The organism is Seohaeicola nanhaiensis (assembly GCF_042654245.1).
Classification (GTDB): domain Bacteria; phylum Pseudomonadota; class Alphaproteobacteria; order Rhodobacterales; family Rhodobacteraceae; genus Seohaeicola_A; species Seohaeicola_A nanhaiensis.
Genome location: NZ_JBHSGI010000002.1, coordinates 733,293 through 746,646 on the forward strand (window position 1 = coordinate 733,293; position 13,354 = coordinate 746,646).

The following is a 13,354-nucleotide window of genomic DNA, read 5'->3' on the forward strand; positions in this document are numbered from 1 at the left end:
CAAGATTTCTTCGGAGGATTCTCTTACTCTCGGAAAAAAGGGAGCAGGGATATGACGGGCTATCTTATGTCTTCGCTGGCGGCGGGGCTTATGGGAGGGGTCTATGCGCTTGCCGCGCAGGGCGCCAGCCTGTGGTCGACGCTGGGCTGGTATGTCGCGGGATGCTGGGGCGGCTTTGCCCTGATGCTCGGGCTGGTGATCCTGGCCAGCCTGCAACGCGACCAGCATGACAGCGATCTGGAAGCGATCTGACAGTCAGGAACGGCACCAGATATAGGCGATCTGGCGCTCCGCCCTCTATAATCATGCGTAAGCTACCAGATTTGGTTGATTCCCTGCCCGGCCCCATATAGGATGAGCACAGGTGCATGGACGCGGATGCATCAGCTTGACGCTGACAGAAACCCGGATGCCTCTGGCAGCCGGGTTTCGCGTTTTCTGGCGCGGCAAAGGGGCGGATGGCGTGAAATCGGGAAGTTTAGCGGCAGATGATCCGGAGACCCCTTGAGACGGCCGCCCAAAAGGAAAAGGCGCCAGGTGCTCGGACGCGGTCCTTTGCATCGCCTGACGCCTTCCTGAACCTCTCCCCCCAGAGGGAGATGCGGCCCACACGGGCGATCCGGAGATCCCCCGCCGTCACCCCCGGCCGAAGCCGGTTGCGACGCGCCTGACCCGTTTGACATCCGCCTGAACGCCCAGGTCCGAGGACCCCGGGTTCCGGCGCATGTCCCTGTTCCGTCAGAGCCGGTCCCAGGGTCCGAAGACGGGCTACGGCCTGCGCGGTCGAGGAGGTCTTGCGCCCCGCTCGGGGTTCGAAAACCCGTTGCGGTAAGGTCAGGGTGGCAAGAGGACCTGAGTCGCGCAAACCAAAAATCGGAGTGGGGCGCAGATTCCGGGGGATCGTTCTGTGGGGAGATTCGGGATAAGCCGGAAGGGGGTTTGCGATCAGATGCTTGCGGCGGGAAAACGCGCAGACGTCGCGTGTCAGCCCCCAAGGGTGCGCGCCAGCATCCGGGACAGGGGCCAGGCGAGGATCAGCCCCGCAATGACGCATCCCGCCAGCACCCACCCCGTGACAAGGCCCGCGACCAGAGCGATCACGATAAATACTCCCGCAAGGGTGGCGCCGATAAACAGGTGAAGGATGATAAACAGGTGAAGGATGAAGGCGAGCATGGACCCGCCTTAATCCTCGGACTTGTCCGGTTCAAGCCGGACGGCGGGCGCGCCAGTTCGGATCGTCCTTCTTGATCAGTCGGGTGATCCACCAGCCGAGCGGCAGGCCGAGGGCGAGGCCGATGACCGCGGAGATCACGAAGGCGGGCCAGGTGTAGTAGCCGAGCACAAAGGCGGCGACCAGCGCGGCTCCGGCCAGGCAGAGGATGGTCAGCGCACAGATCAGATGGGTGAGCCAGTAACGCATGTAAGGTCTCCCTTTGGTGTGGTGTCCTGACGGGAAAACGTATCGCAGGGGCTGGCGGTTCCGTGCCGGGCGGATGGTGCCACGGGAACCGGCGGGGCGCGGCGGGGTTGAGTCAGCAATTCACCCCAAAGGAGATACTCTCATGACCTGGAAGACATGGATTGCCATCGCTCTGCTGACCGGCGTGACCGGACTCTCGGCCTGTGGCCCGCTGGTGGGCGCCGGTGCGGTGGTCGCGGCGGACAAGATCGCGGAAGAAGAGAACGGCGACGAAGGGCTGTTCTGATCGTCAGGAACCAACGGGGCGCAGTTGCGTCCCGTTGGCCGTCCGGGGCTACATCCCCAGCATCTTCATCGCTTCGCCCAGCGTCTCGACCGAGGCAGCGTGGTTGCCGGCCTTGTGCTCTTCCTCGCCTTTTGCGCGCCGCTCCTTGACCTTGGCCATGTCGGCCTCGGACAGGGTCGCGGTTTTCAGGGCTTCGTCGATCTTGGCCATGTCGGCCGGGCAGTGATTGGCCCAGGCGGGCACGGCGATCAGCGTGGCCGCAACGGCGGCAAGCAGATATTTCATGAGGGATCCTCCCGTTGGCGCAGGATGCGCGAGGGGGAAGGTAGGGTGATGCGGCGCCCTGTCGAGGGCGGTTACGATTGCAGAACGCGGCGCAGCAGGGCGGCGTTGCGGCGGTGGGATTTGAAGAACAGGTCGAAGACGTCGCCGACCAGCGGGACCGAGCCAAGCACCCAGTCGAGACCGGCGTTGCCGGCCATCCGCACCAGCGTGCCCGCCGGGGCACCATGGCGGTACGCCGTGTGCATGATCCAGAGCGAGGGCAGCAGCATCAGCGTATCGCCGACCCCGGGGATCAGGCCGACCACGGAGTCGAAGCCGAAGCGGAGCGGCGTGCCGGGGATGCCCCAGCGGGTGTCGAGGAGACGGGCGAGTTTTTCAGCCCGGGCGAGGTCGGCGGCGCGGTCGGGGCGCGGGGCGGGTGCGGGCATCGGGCGTTCTCCTTTGGGGGAGAACGGTGGGGGGTGGGGGTGGGTTCCGTGGGGAGTGGGGGTGGTGGTAGACAGGGGTGGGCAGATTGCCCACGCAACAGTTATTAATTTGAACCTAACGGAGTTTCGAATAGATCAAATTCCGACTTGTCGAGCGCAGTTCTAAGTAATGGAACCGCCCCATGAACTACCTCATTCACGCTCTGAACAAAGGCGCAAGAGGCAAAAGGACCGAAAATGATCTCCGAAAGCTCCAAACAATGTACTTTTCGATATCCATGATCACCCCTATCCAAGACAAAGCGCCACTCATCCTCATAGGACCAGTCACTTGATTTTTCGAAGAAAATGCTTTTGAAGCATTTATTCGCGGCGGAATCGCCACCCTCTACAGTTTTTTTATCCTGATTTGAGAAGTGTATAACATCTAAAGTTGTCAACTTTGTGCGGCGGTCGCAGTATGCCACAGGGAATGGAACTGGAGTGTCTAGGAATTTATAGAATTTTTCAGTGTAGCGATATGCCAACACCAGCCCTTTTCCCGCATTTGCGTAGTGGGCCCACATAGGTAGATTACATCGCTTAGCGGAGTAGCATGCTATTGCACCATTGTCTTTTTGAAGTTGAAGAGTTTTTCTCACCGAATAAATTTCGACCTTAGCCATCTGGACTGAAGGCTTAAGGGCAGTGAGTTCCGACTTCTTCTTAGCAGGCTGACCTCGAAGCTCCGCAAATCTTCTCTTCGAAATCACCGGCTTCGTTCCAAAATACTTCCTCTGTAGCGCCAGCACATCCTTGATCGACGAGTCTTCGATCGCAGCAAGATTATCAAATGGGTCATTCAATTCAGAGCACTTCGAGAAAAACACCTCTCCATATCTAATACTGCGATCAATAACGTCTAAAGTAAAACTTGATAAATCACTCCGATATTTATACAGCCGATCCGGGACACTTCGTGAAAGGTCTTTTTTGTCCATCATTTAGCCCCATGGCACAAGCTTGGAGATAGTAAATCCCATCCAAGGAATCGCACGCTGCCTAACACAATGAAACTGATCATCGGCCAATTGTCATGAATTAAGTTCAGTTCGCAACGGACAGCGTCTGCCTGGGCAGTCACCGGAGCGCTTCGGGACAGCTTGCGGGACGGTTTTACAGCGTGGCCGTAGGGTGCGTGCTTGCCACGCACCGCAAATGCCCCTCGCCCGCTAACCGAACCGCAACCAATCCCGTGCCACCCTGCGGCATGCCCAACTATCGACGCCCGGAGGTCACCGGGGCCAGCATCTTCTTTACCGTTGCCTTGGCGGATCGCGGCTCGTCGCTGCTGACCGAGGAGATCGCGCGGTTGCGGGAGGCGGTGCGGCTGACGCGGGACGAGCGGCCTTTTGGCATTTCGGCCTGGGTGGTCCTGCCGGATCATCTGCATTGCATCTGGGATTTACCAACGGGCGACCGGGATTATCCGACGCGATGGCGGCTTATCAAAAGCCGGTTCTCGCGGGGGCTTCCGATTGGCGCGCGGCGGGAGAGTCACGCAAAACGCGGAGAGCGTGGCATCTGGCAGCGGCGGTATTGGGAGCACCATCTGCGCGATGAGGCGGATTTTACCGCGCATCTGAAGTATTGCTGGGTGAACCCGGTCAGGCACGGGTTGGTCGACCGCCCCGAGGACTGGCCGTATTCGTCGATCCATTGGCGGTAGGGTGCGTGCTTGTCACGCACCGATGGCGGAGCGGGGGAGCGTTGGGATGGTGCGTGGCGAGCACGCACCCTACGGGGGGTGGGACGGCGGTGCGTGGCGAGCACGCACCCTACGGGGGGTGGAATGGTGCGTGGCGAGCACGCACCCTACGTCAGCTGTCCATCTTGAGCGCGGAAATGAACGCTTCCTGCGGGATTTCCACCTTCCCGAACTGGCGCATCTTCTTCTTGCCGGCCTTCTGCTTGTCGAGCAGCTTGCGTTTCCGCGTGGCGTCGCCGCCGTAGCATTTCGCGGTCACGTCCTTGCGCAGGGCGGACAGCGTCTCGCGGGCGATGACCTTGCCGCCGATGGCGGCCTGGATCGGGATCTTGAACATGTGGCGGGGGATCAGGTCCTTGAGTTTCTCGACCATCGCCCGGCCGCGCATTTCGGCGCGGTCGCGGTGGACCATCATCGAGAGCGCGTCGACGGGTTCGTCGTTCACCAGGATCGACATCTTGACGAGGTTGTCCTCGCGGTAGCCGGTCAGCGAATAGTCGAAGCTGGCATAGCCCTTGGTCACCGATTTCAGGCGGTCGTAGAAGTCGAAGACGACCTCGTTCAGCGGCAGGTCATAGACGACCATGGCGCGCGAGCCGGCGTAGGTGAGGTCGGACTGGATGCCGCGGCGGTCCTGGCAGAGCTTGAGCACGTCGCCGAGGTATTCGTCGGGCACGAGGATGGTGGCCTTGATCCGCGGTTCTTCCAGGTGGTCGACCAGCGTCATGTCGGGCATGTCGGCGGGGTTGTGCAGCTCGCGCATCGTGCCGTCGCGCATGTAGACGTGATAGACCACGGAGGGCGCGGTGGTGATGAGGTCGATGTCGAATTCGCGTTCGAGCCGGTCGCGGACGACTTCGAGGTGCAGCAGGCCGAGGAAGCCGCAGCGGAAGCCGAAGCCCAGCGCCGCCGAGGTCTCCATCTCGAAGGAGAAGGAGGCGTCGTTGAGGGCGAGTTTCTCGATGCTGTCGCGCAGGTCCTCGAAGTCGTTGGCATCGACCGGGAAGAGGCCGCAGAAGACGACGGGGATCGAGGGCTTGAAGCCCGGGAGCGCCTTGTCGGCGCCCTTCTTCTCGTGCGTGATGGTGTCGCCGACGCGGGTGTCGCGGACCTGCTTGATCGAGGCGGTGAGGAAGCCGATCTCGCCGGGGCCGAGTTCGGCGATCTCGGCCATCTGCGGGCGGAAGACGCCGATGCGGTCGACCTGGTGGATCGAGCCGTTCTGCATCATGGTGATGCGGTCGCCCTTTTTCAGCACGCCGTCCATGATGCGGACGAGGACGATGACGCCGAGGTAGCTGTCGTACCAGCTGTCCACCAGCATCGCCTTGAGCGGCGCGGTGCGGTCGCCCTTGGGGGCGGGAAGGTGGTGAACGATGGCCTCGAGCGTTTCGTGGATGCCGACGCCGGTTTTCGCCGAGACGAGGATGGCGCCCGAGGCGTCGATGCCGATGACGTCCTCGATCTGTTCCTTCACGCGCTCGGGTTCCGAGGCGGGCAGGTCGATCTTGTTGAGGATCGGCACGATCTCGTGGTTGGCGTCGATGGCCTGGTAGACGTTGGCCAGCGTCTGCGCCTCGACGCCCTGGGTGCTGTCCACCACCAGCAGCGAGCCTTCGACGGCGCGCATCGAGCGGGAGACCTCGTAGGCGAAGTCGACGTGGCCGGGGGTGTCGATCAGGTTGAGGACGTATTTCTCGCCGTTGTCGGCGGTATAGTCGATGCGGACCGTGTTGGCCTTGATGGTGATCCCGCGCTCGCGCTCGATGTCCATCGCGTCGAGCAACTGCTCTTTCATGTCGCGCGTGGCGACGGTGCCGGTCTCCTGGATCAGGCGGTCGGCAAGCGTGGATTTCCCGTGGTCGATGTGGGCGACGATGGAGAAATTGCGGATGTGGGCGAGATCGGTCATGATTCAGGGCATATGATGCGGAAATGGAGCTTGGTCAATGGGGCGTGAGGTCGTGCTGCGGGTGCGGGTGACGGGCCGGGTGCAGGGCGTCTGGTTCCGCGCCTGGACGCGGCGCGAGGCCGAGCGGCTGGGCCTGCGCGGCTGGGTGCGCAACGCGCCCGACGGGTCGGTCGAGGCGCTGCTCGCCGGGCGGGGCGAACTGGTGGCCGACATGGTGCGGCTGATGCACCACGGGCCCGAGCGGGCAGCGGTCGCGGCGGTCACAACCGCCCCCTCGGAGGAGGCGGTGCCGGAGGGGTTCGCGGTGGAACCCTGAGGCGCGCTCAGAGGATGAAGTCGAAGCCGTCGATCAGATTGAAGGCGGTGTCCTTGATGAGGATCGATCCGTGACCGCCCAGCGCGGTGAGATCGAGGAAGACATCCGGCCCGGCCTTGATCAGCGCCGGCGCGACCACGCTGCCGTAGAGGTTTGTGCGCAGGCCGAAGGCGGTGAGGTCGATCTTGTCGAGACCGTTCTCGAAATCGGTGATAGTGTCATCGCCGGAATTGCGGATGAAGACGAAGCGGTCGGGCTGGCTTCCGCCGGTCAGGGTGTCGTCGTCCTGACCGCCCGAGAGCCAGTCGGCGCCGGCCCCGCCCAGCAGCGTGTCATCGCCGCGGTTGCCGTGCAGGACGTCGCTGCCGCCGCCGCCGTTCAGCGCATCGTCGCCGGCTCGCCCGGTGAGGGTGTCCCCGCCGGAGTTGCCGAACATGTCGTCGTCTGCCTGGCCGCCCAGAAGCGTGTCATCGCCATCGCCGCCGTCGAGGAGGCCGAGCAGCGTACCCTCGCCGCCGAAGTAGCTGTCGTTGCCGGCACCGAGCCTGACGTTGCCCTCGAGGATGCCGGAATTGCGGATGACGTCCCCGCTGCCACTGCCGAGAATTGCCGCGCCGTCGACATCCTGCACACGGATCTCGCCGGAGTTGCGCAGGATGAAGGTGTCTTCGGCTCCGCCCGAGAGATAGACACCGTAGCTTTCGGCCAGGACGCTGCCTGAGTTCAAGATCCTGAAAGCGTCGGTTGTCGCGTCCACGAAGGAAATGGCGCGGATGCCGATCCCGGCGTTTGCGGTACCGCTGTTGGCGATGCGGCCGCTTCCGCCGAGATCGATGGCGACGGAATCGGCGACCACGGTGCCGAAGTTCTTTATCGTCCCGAAGTCGCCCGAGATATCGAGGCCGACCGTACCGAGGGCATTCATCGCACCGAAATTGACGATGGTGCCATAGTCGCCGTCGATCAAGATGCCGGTGGCTTCGGCATCGATGGTGCCGTGGTTGATGACGTCGTTGGAATCGCCGTTGAAAAAGACGCCGAAATTCGCCGCGCTGATCACACCGATATTTGTCAGGCTCGAGAAGCGGGCACGCACGTCGACGCCTTCGCCGGCCATCGCGGAGATGGTGCCGTGGTTGACGATATCATGGCTTGAGTCGGCTACTGAATCGCAGAGGAGTTCGATCCCGTCGACACCCGCGTTGATCGAGGCGCCAAGGCCGATCACGATGTCGACATTGCTCGCCCCGTTCGCGGCGACGATTCCGCCGTCGCCGGCGAAGACATGGCCCTGAAGGAAGTATTCGATGTTGTCGAAGGTGCTGAAGTTGACGGCATCGACGGCGGCAGAGACGTTCTGGGTCTGGTAGGTGATCCAGGTGTCATTGTTGGAGTCGGCAATAATGCCGGACGAGGTGGTACCGGTGAAACGAAGGGCCATGGGAAAAACTCCGAGTTTAAATGAACCAACAGGCGCGCGATGCAGGGAGGCGGGGCCGTCGCAAAAATGGGACAATCAATGAATTGACCGGCCTCCCCCGAGAGAGGAACACCGCGCGCGGGAACAGTGATACATCGCCGCCACTCTGCCAAGGGTTTTTGCCTGTCCGGGGCGGCGTGAGCGGGGGACGGCCAGCGCGGGGTTTGTTGAAACCGTGCGCGGCTTGCGGCATAGTCGCGCAAAACCAGGCAGAGACCTGCGGCAGGGGGCGCGCCCCCGGACCCGGGCAGAGGCGGAACAATGAAACGGATGGTATTTGCGGCACTGGCGCTGACGCTGGTGGCGTCCTGCGGCGGCGGAAACCGGTCGCACAGCGGCTCGACCCGGGTGGTGGCGACCAGCGGTCCGATCCTGTCGGCCTGCCTGCAGGCCGGGCGCAAGGGCGCGACACGCCAGAGCTGTGGCTGCGTGCAGGCGGTGGCGGATGCGCGGCTGTCGGGCAGCGACCAGCGGCTGGGGGCGAGTTTCTTCGCCGATCCGCACCGGGCGCAGGAGATCCGGCAATCGGACCGGACCTCGCATGCCGAGTTCTGGAAACGCTGGTCGGATTTCGGCAACGAGGCCGAAAAGCTGTGCAAGTGAGCTTGACCGTCTAGCCCCGCAGTTTCACAAAAGGCGAAACTGTCGGGAGGTCGGGCGATGCTGCTCAAGGGCGTGAGCCTGCGCGGGCTGGAGGTCTTTGCCGCGCTGGCACGCACCGGTTCGGTTGCGCAGGCGGCCGAGATGACCGGGCTGAGCCAGCCGGCCGTGAGCCAGCAGCTGAAGAACCTGGAGGCCGCGCTGGGGACGGCGCTGGTGGACCATACGCGCCGGCCGATGGTGGTGACGCCGGCGGGTCGCAGTTTCCTGGCGCGCACCGAGGCGGCACTGGGCGAGCTGCGGCTGGCGCAGAGCGAGCTGTCGGTGGTGGATCTGACCCATCTGAGCCAGCTGTCGATCGGGCTGATCGACGATTTCGACAACGACCTGACGCCGCGGCTGGTGACGATCCTGGCCGAGAGCATGACGCGCTGCCGCTTCAAGCTGATCACGGCGCCGAGCCTTGAGATCAGCGATGCGATGGAAGCGCGCAGCCTGCATATCGCGATTGCGGCGAGCACGGGAAAGCTGCGCGACGGGGTGATCGAATATCCGCTGGTGCAGGATCCCTTCATCCTGGTGGCGCCGCGCGGGACGGTGGGGACGGGCGACGCGCTGGAGTCGCTGCGGCCCCTGCCCTTTCTGCGCTACAGCCGCGAGCAGCTGATCAGCCAGCAGATCGAAGCGCATCTGGCGCGCCAGAAGGTCGAGTTCGACGACCGGTTCCAGATCGGCAGCCACCTGGCGCTGATGGCGATGGTGGCGCGGCGGATCGGCTGGGCGATCACCACGCCGCTGGGCTATATGCGGGCGATCCGGTTTCATGACGAGCTGGAGGCGCATCCCCTGCCCTTTCCCGAGGCCGCGCGCACCATCTCATTGTTCGCCGGGGCCGACTGGGCCGACACGGTGCCGCGCGACGTGGCGCAGACGGTGCGGCGGCTGGTGCGCAGCCAGATGATCGACCCGGCGGTGGCGCGGCTGCCCTGGCTGGCGGGACAGCTGCGGGTAATCGAGGGCTGAATTCGGGTTTGCTTAATCCGGCTGGCGGGCGAGGCCCCGCGCGGCGGCTTCGATCAGGTCGAGCGCGCCGTCGTAGTCTCCGGTGTAATAGGGATCGGGCACTTGGTCGGCGCCGGTGTCGGGGGCGTAGTCGGTGAACAGACGCACCGGGGTTGTGTTGCCCGCCGGGCGCAGCGCCTCGATGTCGCTGAGGTTGCGGGCGTCCATCGCAAGGATCAGGTCGAAGCGGGCGAAGTCGGCGCTGGCGAACTGGCGGGCTCGCAGTGGAGCGAGGTCATAGCCGCGCGCGCGGGCGGCGCGGATCATCGGCGGATGGGGCGGTTCGCCCACGTGCCAGTTGGAGGTGCCGGCGCTGTCGATTTCATCGTCCGGCAGCAGGGCGCGCAGCACCGCCTCGGCGGCGGGCGAGCGGCAGATGTTGCCGAGGCAGACAGCGAGGATTTTTCTGGGCATGGCGCGCGGCTCCGCGATAGGGTCGCCTGCAAGTTTAGACCAGGGGGCGGGCGTGACCAAGATCGTGATCCTGACCGGGGCCGGGATTTCGGCCGAAAGCGGCATGGGCACCTTCCGCGACAAGGGCGGGCTGTGGAGCCAGGTGCGGCTGGAGGATGTGGCGACGCCCGAGGGCTTTGCGCGGGATCCGGGGCGGGTGCAGGCCTTTTACAACATGCGCCGCGTGGCGGCGAAGGCGGCGCGGCCCAATGCGGCGCATCGCGCGCTGGCCTTGTTGCAGCGCGACTGGCCGGGCGATGTGGTGATCGTGACGCAGAATGTCGACGCCCTGCACGAGGCGGGCGGCGCGCGGGACGTGATCCACATGCATGGCGAACTGGCGCGGGCGCTGTGCGGCAACTGCGGCCACCGCTGGGACGCGCCGGACGAGATGGCGGCAGGCGAGTGCTGTCCGGCCTGCGATGCTCCGGCGGCGCGGCCGGATGTGGTGTGGTTCGGCGAGATGCCCTATCACATGGACCGCATTTACGGCCATCTGGCAGAGGCGACCGTCTTTGTCGCCATCGGCACCTCGGGGCAGGTCTATCCGGCTGCGGCCTTCGTGCAGGAGGCGGCGGCGGCGGGGGCGCATACGGTCGAGCTGAACCTGGAACCCTCGGCCGTCGTCTCGGATTTCGCCGAGACGCGGCTGGGCAAGGCGAGCGAGGTGGTGCCGGCCTGGGTGGCGGAGATGCTGCGCCGTTAGCGGGTGAGGTCGACGGGGACGTCGACGGAGATCTCGCCCGCGTGTTCGAAGGTCAGCGTGAGCGTGACGGTGTCGTCCTGTGCGAGGCTGCGGGTCAGGCCCATCAGCATGACGTGATCGCCGCCGCGTTCCAGCGCGTGGGTCGCACCGGCGGGGAGGTCGATGCCACCCTCGATGGCGGTCATCTTCATGATGCCGTCGCCGCTTTGGACATGCGTGTGCAGCTCGACCTTCTGCGCCACGTCCGAGGCGACCGCGAGCAGGCGGTCGTCCCGGGTGCCGGTATTGGCCAGCGTCATGAAGATCGCACCGGCCTTGGCGGCGGGAGAGGCGGCGCGGGCATAGGCGTCGCGCACCTCGATCTCGCCTGCGAGGGCCGGGAAAGCGAGGGTCACGGCGGCGAGCGCGGCGAGGGCGATGTGTTTCAGGGTCATGTCATCCGCTCCGTTCGGGGGTTGTGCCGCGGATATAGGCGGCACAGGGGGCGCCCGAAAGCGCAAAAGCCCCGCCGGAGGGCGGGGCTGCGGATCGTTTCCGAAGGAACGGAGATTACTCGGCTGCGGCCTCGGCGGTGCCGGCCTTGGCGATCTCTTTCTTGACCTTCAGCGCGCGGGGCGAGAGTTCCTCGTCCTTGGCCTTTTTCAGGAAGGCGTCGATGCCGCCGCGGTGGTCGACGCTGCGCAGGGCGGCGGCCGAGACCCGGAGCTTGACGACGCGGCCCAGGGTTTCCGAGACCAGCGACACGTCGTTCAGGTTCGGGAGGAACCGGCGACGGGTCTTGTTGTTGGCATGGCTCACATTGTTGCCCGACATCGGGCCTTTTCCGGTCAGTTCGCAGACGCGCGACATGGGATCATCCTCTGGGTCTTCTGCGGGCCGGCAGGCCCAGTGCAACGTAAACAGGCGCCGCCATAGGCCGCGCCCGGAAATAGGTCTGCTGCCTTTAGGGGGAATCGGGCCGGGGGTCAAGGGGGTGCGGGGCGCACCGCGTCATGCCCCGAGCGCGATCACCCTGTCAGGTTTCAGCGAGTGGCGGAAGGCCGGATCGTGGCTGGCGGCCAGGATCGCGCCGTCATAGGCGGCGAGCGCGGATTCGAGCGCGGCGATGCCGTAGAGATCGAGGTGGTTGGTCGGCTCGTCCAGGATCAGCAGCGCGGGGGGCGGAGTGCCGCCGAGGGCGCAGGCAAGGCCCGCACGCAGCCGTTCGCCGCCGCTGAGGTCGCCCGCGCGGCGCAGGGCATCACCGGCGCGGAAGCCGAAGCGGGCCAGCGCGGCATGGGCGGTGTGCGGCGTGGTGGCGGGGTTCACGGTCAGGAAATTCTCGCGCAGGGTCTGGCCGGGGTCGAGCAGGGTGACGTGCTGGTCGAGCAGGGCATGGGTGACCGGGAGATCAACCTGGCCGCCCTGCGGGGCGAGACGGCCGGTGATCAGGTTCAGCAGCGTCGTCTTGCCGCTGCCGTTCGGGCCGTCGATGACGATCCGTTCGGGGCCGGTGACGGTGAGCGACAGGTCGCGGATCACCGGGTGGTGCGGGTCGTGGCCGCCACTCACATGGTCGAGGCGCAGGACGGTCCGGCCTGGCGGCAGGCCGGTCGGGGCGATGTCCATATGGATTGGCTGGAGCACCTCCAGTTTCTCGCGGGCCGCGTCGAGGCTCGCTTCGGCGGCGGCGCGGCGGGCCTCGCGCAGGTGGGCACCGGCACCGTCCGAGGCCTCGGCCCGTTCCCTTGCGGCGTCCATGAGGAGTTTCGGCTTGTCGCCTTTCGCGCGGGCCTTGCGGCCGGCGCTGTCCTTGCGGGCCTTGCGCTCGGTCGCCTGCCGGGCGCGGCGGGCGGCCTCGGCGCGGGCCTTCTCGGCGTGGTGGAGGTCGTGGGTGGCGGCGTCGAGCTCGGTCTCTTTCTGCTGGCGGTAGGCAGTGTAGTTGCCGCCGTAGCGGGTGGCGCCGAGGGAGGTGAGTTCGACGATGGCGTCCATCTCTTCCAACAGCTCGCGGTCGTGGCTGGCGACGATGGCGGTGCCGGTCCAGCCGCGGATCAGGTCGATCACCGCGCGGCGGCCGGCGCGGTCGAGGTTGTTGGTGGGCTCGTCGAGCAGGAGGATATCGGGTTCGGCCAGCAGCAGCGCGGCGAGGGCGGCCCGGCTGCGCTGTCCGCCGGAGAGCGTGGGAAGCGGGGTCTTTGGGACGGCCTGCAGGCCGCATCGGGCAAGCGCGGCGTCGATCCGGGCGGGCAGCGTCCAGTCGGCGCGGGCCAGGTCGTCGGGCGTCGCCGTTCCGGCCTCGGCCCGGTCGAGGCGGTCGAGCGCGGCGCGGACATCGAAGAGGTCGGCGATGGTGTCGTGCGGGCGCTGGAGCGCCTCCTGCCGCATCGTGGCGAGGGTGCCGGTGACGGTGACCTGCCCCGAGGCCGGACGCAGCTGGCCGGCGATCAGGCGGAGCAGCGTGCTCTTGCCCGCGCCGTTGCGGCCGACGAGGCCGGTGCGGCCAGGGCCGAAGGTCAGGGTGAGGTCGGAGAAAAGCGGGGTGCCGTCAGGCGTGGACCAGCCGAGGGCGGAGAGGGAAATGGATGCAGGCATGGGACAGGACTTTGTGCAGCGATACCGGAGGGGTGAAGGCGGCGCGGGTGTTGTCCATGTCGTGGGTGTCTCCTGTTCCTTG

At 65.5% G+C, this 13,354-nt stretch carries 18 protein-coding genes; 7 read left to right on the plus strand and 11 right to left on the minus strand.

Translation table 11 applies throughout. The features are described from left to right. The first annotated feature begins 51 nt into the window (after window positions 1-51). Window positions 52-252, plus strand: coding sequence for a hypothetical protein (locus ACFO5X_RS03720; RefSeq protein ID WP_380715884.1), 201 nt, complete (start codon window positions 52-54; stop codon window positions 250-252). A gap of 732 nt (window positions 253-984) precedes the next feature. On the opposite strand, the gene ACFO5X_RS03725 is transcribed toward ACFO5X_RS03720, so the two are convergent. Then, entirely contained in the window at window positions 985-1,176 is a 192-nt protein-coding gene (locus ACFO5X_RS03725; protein ID WP_380715885.1) for a CTP synthetase, read from the minus strand. A 31-nt stretch (window positions 1,177-1,207) separates the two neighbouring features. Continuing rightward, window positions 1,208-1,423: a hypothetical protein gene (locus ACFO5X_RS03730; protein WP_380715886.1), complete on the minus strand. Its 216-nt coding sequence runs from the start codon at window positions 1,421-1,423 to the stop codon at window positions 1,208-1,210. Between the two features lie 142 nt (window positions 1,424-1,565). Here ACFO5X_RS03730 and ACFO5X_RS03735 point away from each other — a divergent pair, with 142 nt between their 5' ends. Beyond that, window positions 1,566-1,709, plus strand: a complete 144-nt coding sequence (locus tag ACFO5X_RS03735; protein ID WP_380715887.1) for a hypothetical protein — start codon at window positions 1,566-1,568, stop codon at window positions 1,707-1,709. Between the two features lie 48 nt (window positions 1,710-1,757). On the opposite strand, the gene ACFO5X_RS03740 is transcribed toward ACFO5X_RS03735, so the two are convergent. From ACFO5X_RS03740 to ACFO5X_RS03750, 3 genes are all read right to left on the minus strand, one after another. Continuing rightward, window positions 1,758-1,994: a hypothetical protein gene (locus tag ACFO5X_RS03740; RefSeq protein WP_380715888.1), complete on the minus strand. Its 237-nt coding sequence runs from the start codon at window positions 1,992-1,994 to the stop codon at window positions 1,758-1,760. A gap of 71 nt (window positions 1,995-2,065) precedes the next feature. Continuing rightward, the gene (locus tag ACFO5X_RS03745) at window positions 2,066-2,422 is read right to left on the minus strand and encodes a DUF4112 domain-containing protein (protein WP_380715889.1); all 357 of its coding nucleotides are present in this window, start codon (window positions 2,420-2,422) and stop codon (window positions 2,066-2,068) included. A gap of 104 nt (window positions 2,423-2,526) precedes the next feature. After that, window positions 2,527-3,405 carry a DUF2971 domain-containing protein gene (locus tag ACFO5X_RS03750; protein WP_380715890.1) on the minus strand — a complete coding sequence of 293 codons (879 nt, stop codon included), beginning with the start codon at window positions 3,403-3,405 and terminating at the stop codon, window positions 2,527-2,529. 266 nt (window positions 3,406-3,671) lie between these two features. Here ACFO5X_RS03750 and ACFO5X_RS03755 point away from each other — a divergent pair, with 266 nt between their 5' ends. Continuing rightward, entirely contained in the window at window positions 3,672-4,130 is a 459-nt protein-coding gene (locus ACFO5X_RS03755) for an REP-associated tyrosine transposase (protein ID WP_380715891.1), read from the plus strand. A gap of 151 nt (window positions 4,131-4,281) precedes the next feature. Here ACFO5X_RS03755 and lepA read toward each other — a convergent pair whose 3' ends face one another. Further along, window positions 4,282-6,081 (minus strand): translation elongation factor 4, encoded by a 1,800-nt coding sequence (gene lepA, locus ACFO5X_RS03760; protein WP_380715892.1) that lies wholly within the window; start codon window positions 6,079-6,081, stop codon window positions 4,282-4,284. Between the two features lie 37 nt (window positions 6,082-6,118). Between lepA and ACFO5X_RS03765 the strand changes: the two genes are divergently transcribed. Then, window positions 6,119-6,397 (plus strand): acylphosphatase, encoded by a 279-nt coding sequence (locus tag ACFO5X_RS03765; RefSeq protein WP_380715893.1) that lies wholly within the window; start codon window positions 6,119-6,121, stop codon window positions 6,395-6,397. A gap of 7 nt (window positions 6,398-6,404) precedes the next feature. Here the strand turns inward: ACFO5X_RS03765 and ACFO5X_RS03770 are convergent, their stop codons facing one another. Then, window positions 6,405-7,838 carry a calcium-binding protein gene (locus ACFO5X_RS03770; RefSeq protein ID WP_380715894.1) on the minus strand — a complete coding sequence of 478 codons (1,434 nt, stop codon included), beginning with the start codon at window positions 7,836-7,838 and terminating at the stop codon, window positions 6,405-6,407. 300 nt (window positions 7,839-8,138) lie between these two features. Between ACFO5X_RS03770 and ACFO5X_RS03775 the strand changes: the two genes are divergently transcribed. After that, window positions 8,139-8,480 (plus strand): arginine transporter, encoded by a 342-nt coding sequence (locus ACFO5X_RS03775; RefSeq protein WP_380715895.1) that lies wholly within the window; start codon window positions 8,139-8,141, stop codon window positions 8,478-8,480. Window positions 8,481-8,537: 57 nt separating this feature from the next. Beyond that, on the plus strand, window positions 8,538-9,500 hold the full coding sequence (locus tag ACFO5X_RS03780; RefSeq protein ID WP_380715896.1) for a LysR family transcriptional regulator: 963 nt from the start codon (window positions 8,538-8,540) through the stop codon (window positions 9,498-9,500). A 12-nt stretch (window positions 9,501-9,512) separates the two neighbouring features. On the opposite strand, the gene ACFO5X_RS03785 is transcribed toward ACFO5X_RS03780, so the two are convergent. Further along, window positions 9,513-9,953, minus strand: coding sequence for a low molecular weight protein-tyrosine-phosphatase (locus tag ACFO5X_RS03785; RefSeq protein ID WP_380715897.1), 441 nt, complete (start codon window positions 9,951-9,953; stop codon window positions 9,513-9,515). 52 nt (window positions 9,954-10,005) lie between these two features. On the opposite strand from ACFO5X_RS03785, the gene ACFO5X_RS03790 reads away from it, so the two are divergent. Next, complete coding sequence (locus ACFO5X_RS03790) at window positions 10,006-10,698, plus strand: NAD-dependent deacylase (RefSeq protein ID WP_380715898.1); 693 nt, start codon at window positions 10,006-10,008, stop codon at window positions 10,696-10,698. Here the strand turns inward: ACFO5X_RS03790 and ACFO5X_RS03795 are convergent. From ACFO5X_RS03795 to ACFO5X_RS03805, 3 genes are all read right to left on the minus strand, one after another. Further along, window positions 10,695-11,132 carry a copper chaperone PCu(A)C gene (locus ACFO5X_RS03795; protein ID WP_380715899.1) on the minus strand — a complete coding sequence of 146 codons (438 nt, stop codon included), beginning with the start codon at window positions 11,130-11,132 and terminating at the stop codon, window positions 10,695-10,697. The genes ACFO5X_RS03790 and ACFO5X_RS03795 overlap by 4 nt on opposite strands. A gap of 115 nt (window positions 11,133-11,247) precedes the next feature. Continuing rightward, complete coding sequence (rpmB, locus tag ACFO5X_RS03800) at window positions 11,248-11,547, minus strand: 50S ribosomal protein L28 (protein ID WP_380715900.1); 300 nt, start codon at window positions 11,545-11,547, stop codon at window positions 11,248-11,250. A gap of 141 nt (window positions 11,548-11,688) precedes the next feature. Then, window positions 11,689-13,272, minus strand: coding sequence for an ABC-F family ATP-binding cassette domain-containing protein (locus ACFO5X_RS03805; RefSeq protein WP_380715901.1), 1,584 nt, complete (start codon window positions 13,270-13,272; stop codon window positions 11,689-11,691). Window positions 13,273-13,354: the final 82 nt, after the last annotated feature.

Excerpts from the sequence above, each read along its gene's own strand:
- ACFO5X_RS03720 (WP_380715884.1), top strand. The coding sequence starts at position 52 with ATGACGGGCTATCTTATGTCTTCGCTGGCGGCGGGGCTTATGGGAGGG.
- ACFO5X_RS03725 (WP_380715885.1), bottom strand. The coding sequence starts at position 1,176 with ATGCTCGCCTTCATCCTTCACCTGTTTATCATCCTTCACCTGTTTATC.
- ACFO5X_RS03730 (WP_380715886.1), bottom strand. The coding sequence starts at position 1,423 with ATGCGTTACTGGCTCACCCATCTGATCTGTGCGCTGACCATCCTCTGC.
- ACFO5X_RS03735 (WP_380715887.1), top strand. The coding sequence starts at position 1,566 with ATGACCTGGAAGACATGGATTGCCATCGCTCTGCTGACCGGCGTGACC.
- ACFO5X_RS03740 (WP_380715888.1), bottom strand. The coding sequence starts at position 1,994 with ATGAAATATCTGCTTGCCGCCGTTGCGGCCACGCTGATCGCCGTGCCC.
- ACFO5X_RS03745 (WP_380715889.1), bottom strand. The coding sequence starts at position 2,422 with ATGCCCGCACCCGCCCCGCGCCCCGACCGCGCCGCCGACCTCGCCCGG.
- ACFO5X_RS03750 (WP_380715890.1), bottom strand. The coding sequence starts at position 3,405 with ATGATGGACAAAAAAGACCTTTCACGAAGTGTCCCGGATCGGCTGTAT.
- ACFO5X_RS03755 (WP_380715891.1), top strand. The coding sequence starts at position 3,672 with ATGCCCAACTATCGACGCCCGGAGGTCACCGGGGCCAGCATCTTCTTT.
- lepA (WP_380715892.1), bottom strand. The coding sequence starts at position 6,081 with ATGACCGATCTCGCCCACATCCGCAATTTCTCCATCGTCGCCCACATC.
- ACFO5X_RS03765 (WP_380715893.1), top strand. The coding sequence starts at position 6,119 with ATGGGGCGTGAGGTCGTGCTGCGGGTGCGGGTGACGGGCCGGGTGCAG.
- ACFO5X_RS03770 (WP_380715894.1), bottom strand. The coding sequence starts at position 7,838 with ATGGCCCTTCGTTTCACCGGTACCACCTCGTCCGGCATTATTGCCGAC.
- ACFO5X_RS03775 (WP_380715895.1), top strand. The coding sequence starts at position 8,139 with ATGAAACGGATGGTATTTGCGGCACTGGCGCTGACGCTGGTGGCGTCC.
- ACFO5X_RS03780 (WP_380715896.1), top strand. The coding sequence starts at position 8,538 with ATGCTGCTCAAGGGCGTGAGCCTGCGCGGGCTGGAGGTCTTTGCCGCG.
- ACFO5X_RS03785 (WP_380715897.1), bottom strand. The coding sequence starts at position 9,953 with ATGCCCAGAAAAATCCTCGCTGTCTGCCTCGGCAACATCTGCCGCTCG.
- ACFO5X_RS03795 (WP_380715899.1), bottom strand. The coding sequence starts at position 11,132 with ATGACCCTGAAACACATCGCCCTCGCCGCGCTCGCCGCCGTGACCCTC.
- rpmB (WP_380715900.1), bottom strand. The coding sequence starts at position 11,547 with ATGTCGCGCGTCTGCGAACTGACCGGAAAAGGCCCGATGTCGGGCAAC.
- ACFO5X_RS03805 (WP_380715901.1), bottom strand. The coding sequence starts at position 13,272 with ATGCCTGCATCCATTTCCCTCTCCGCCCTCGGCTGGTCCACGCCTGAC.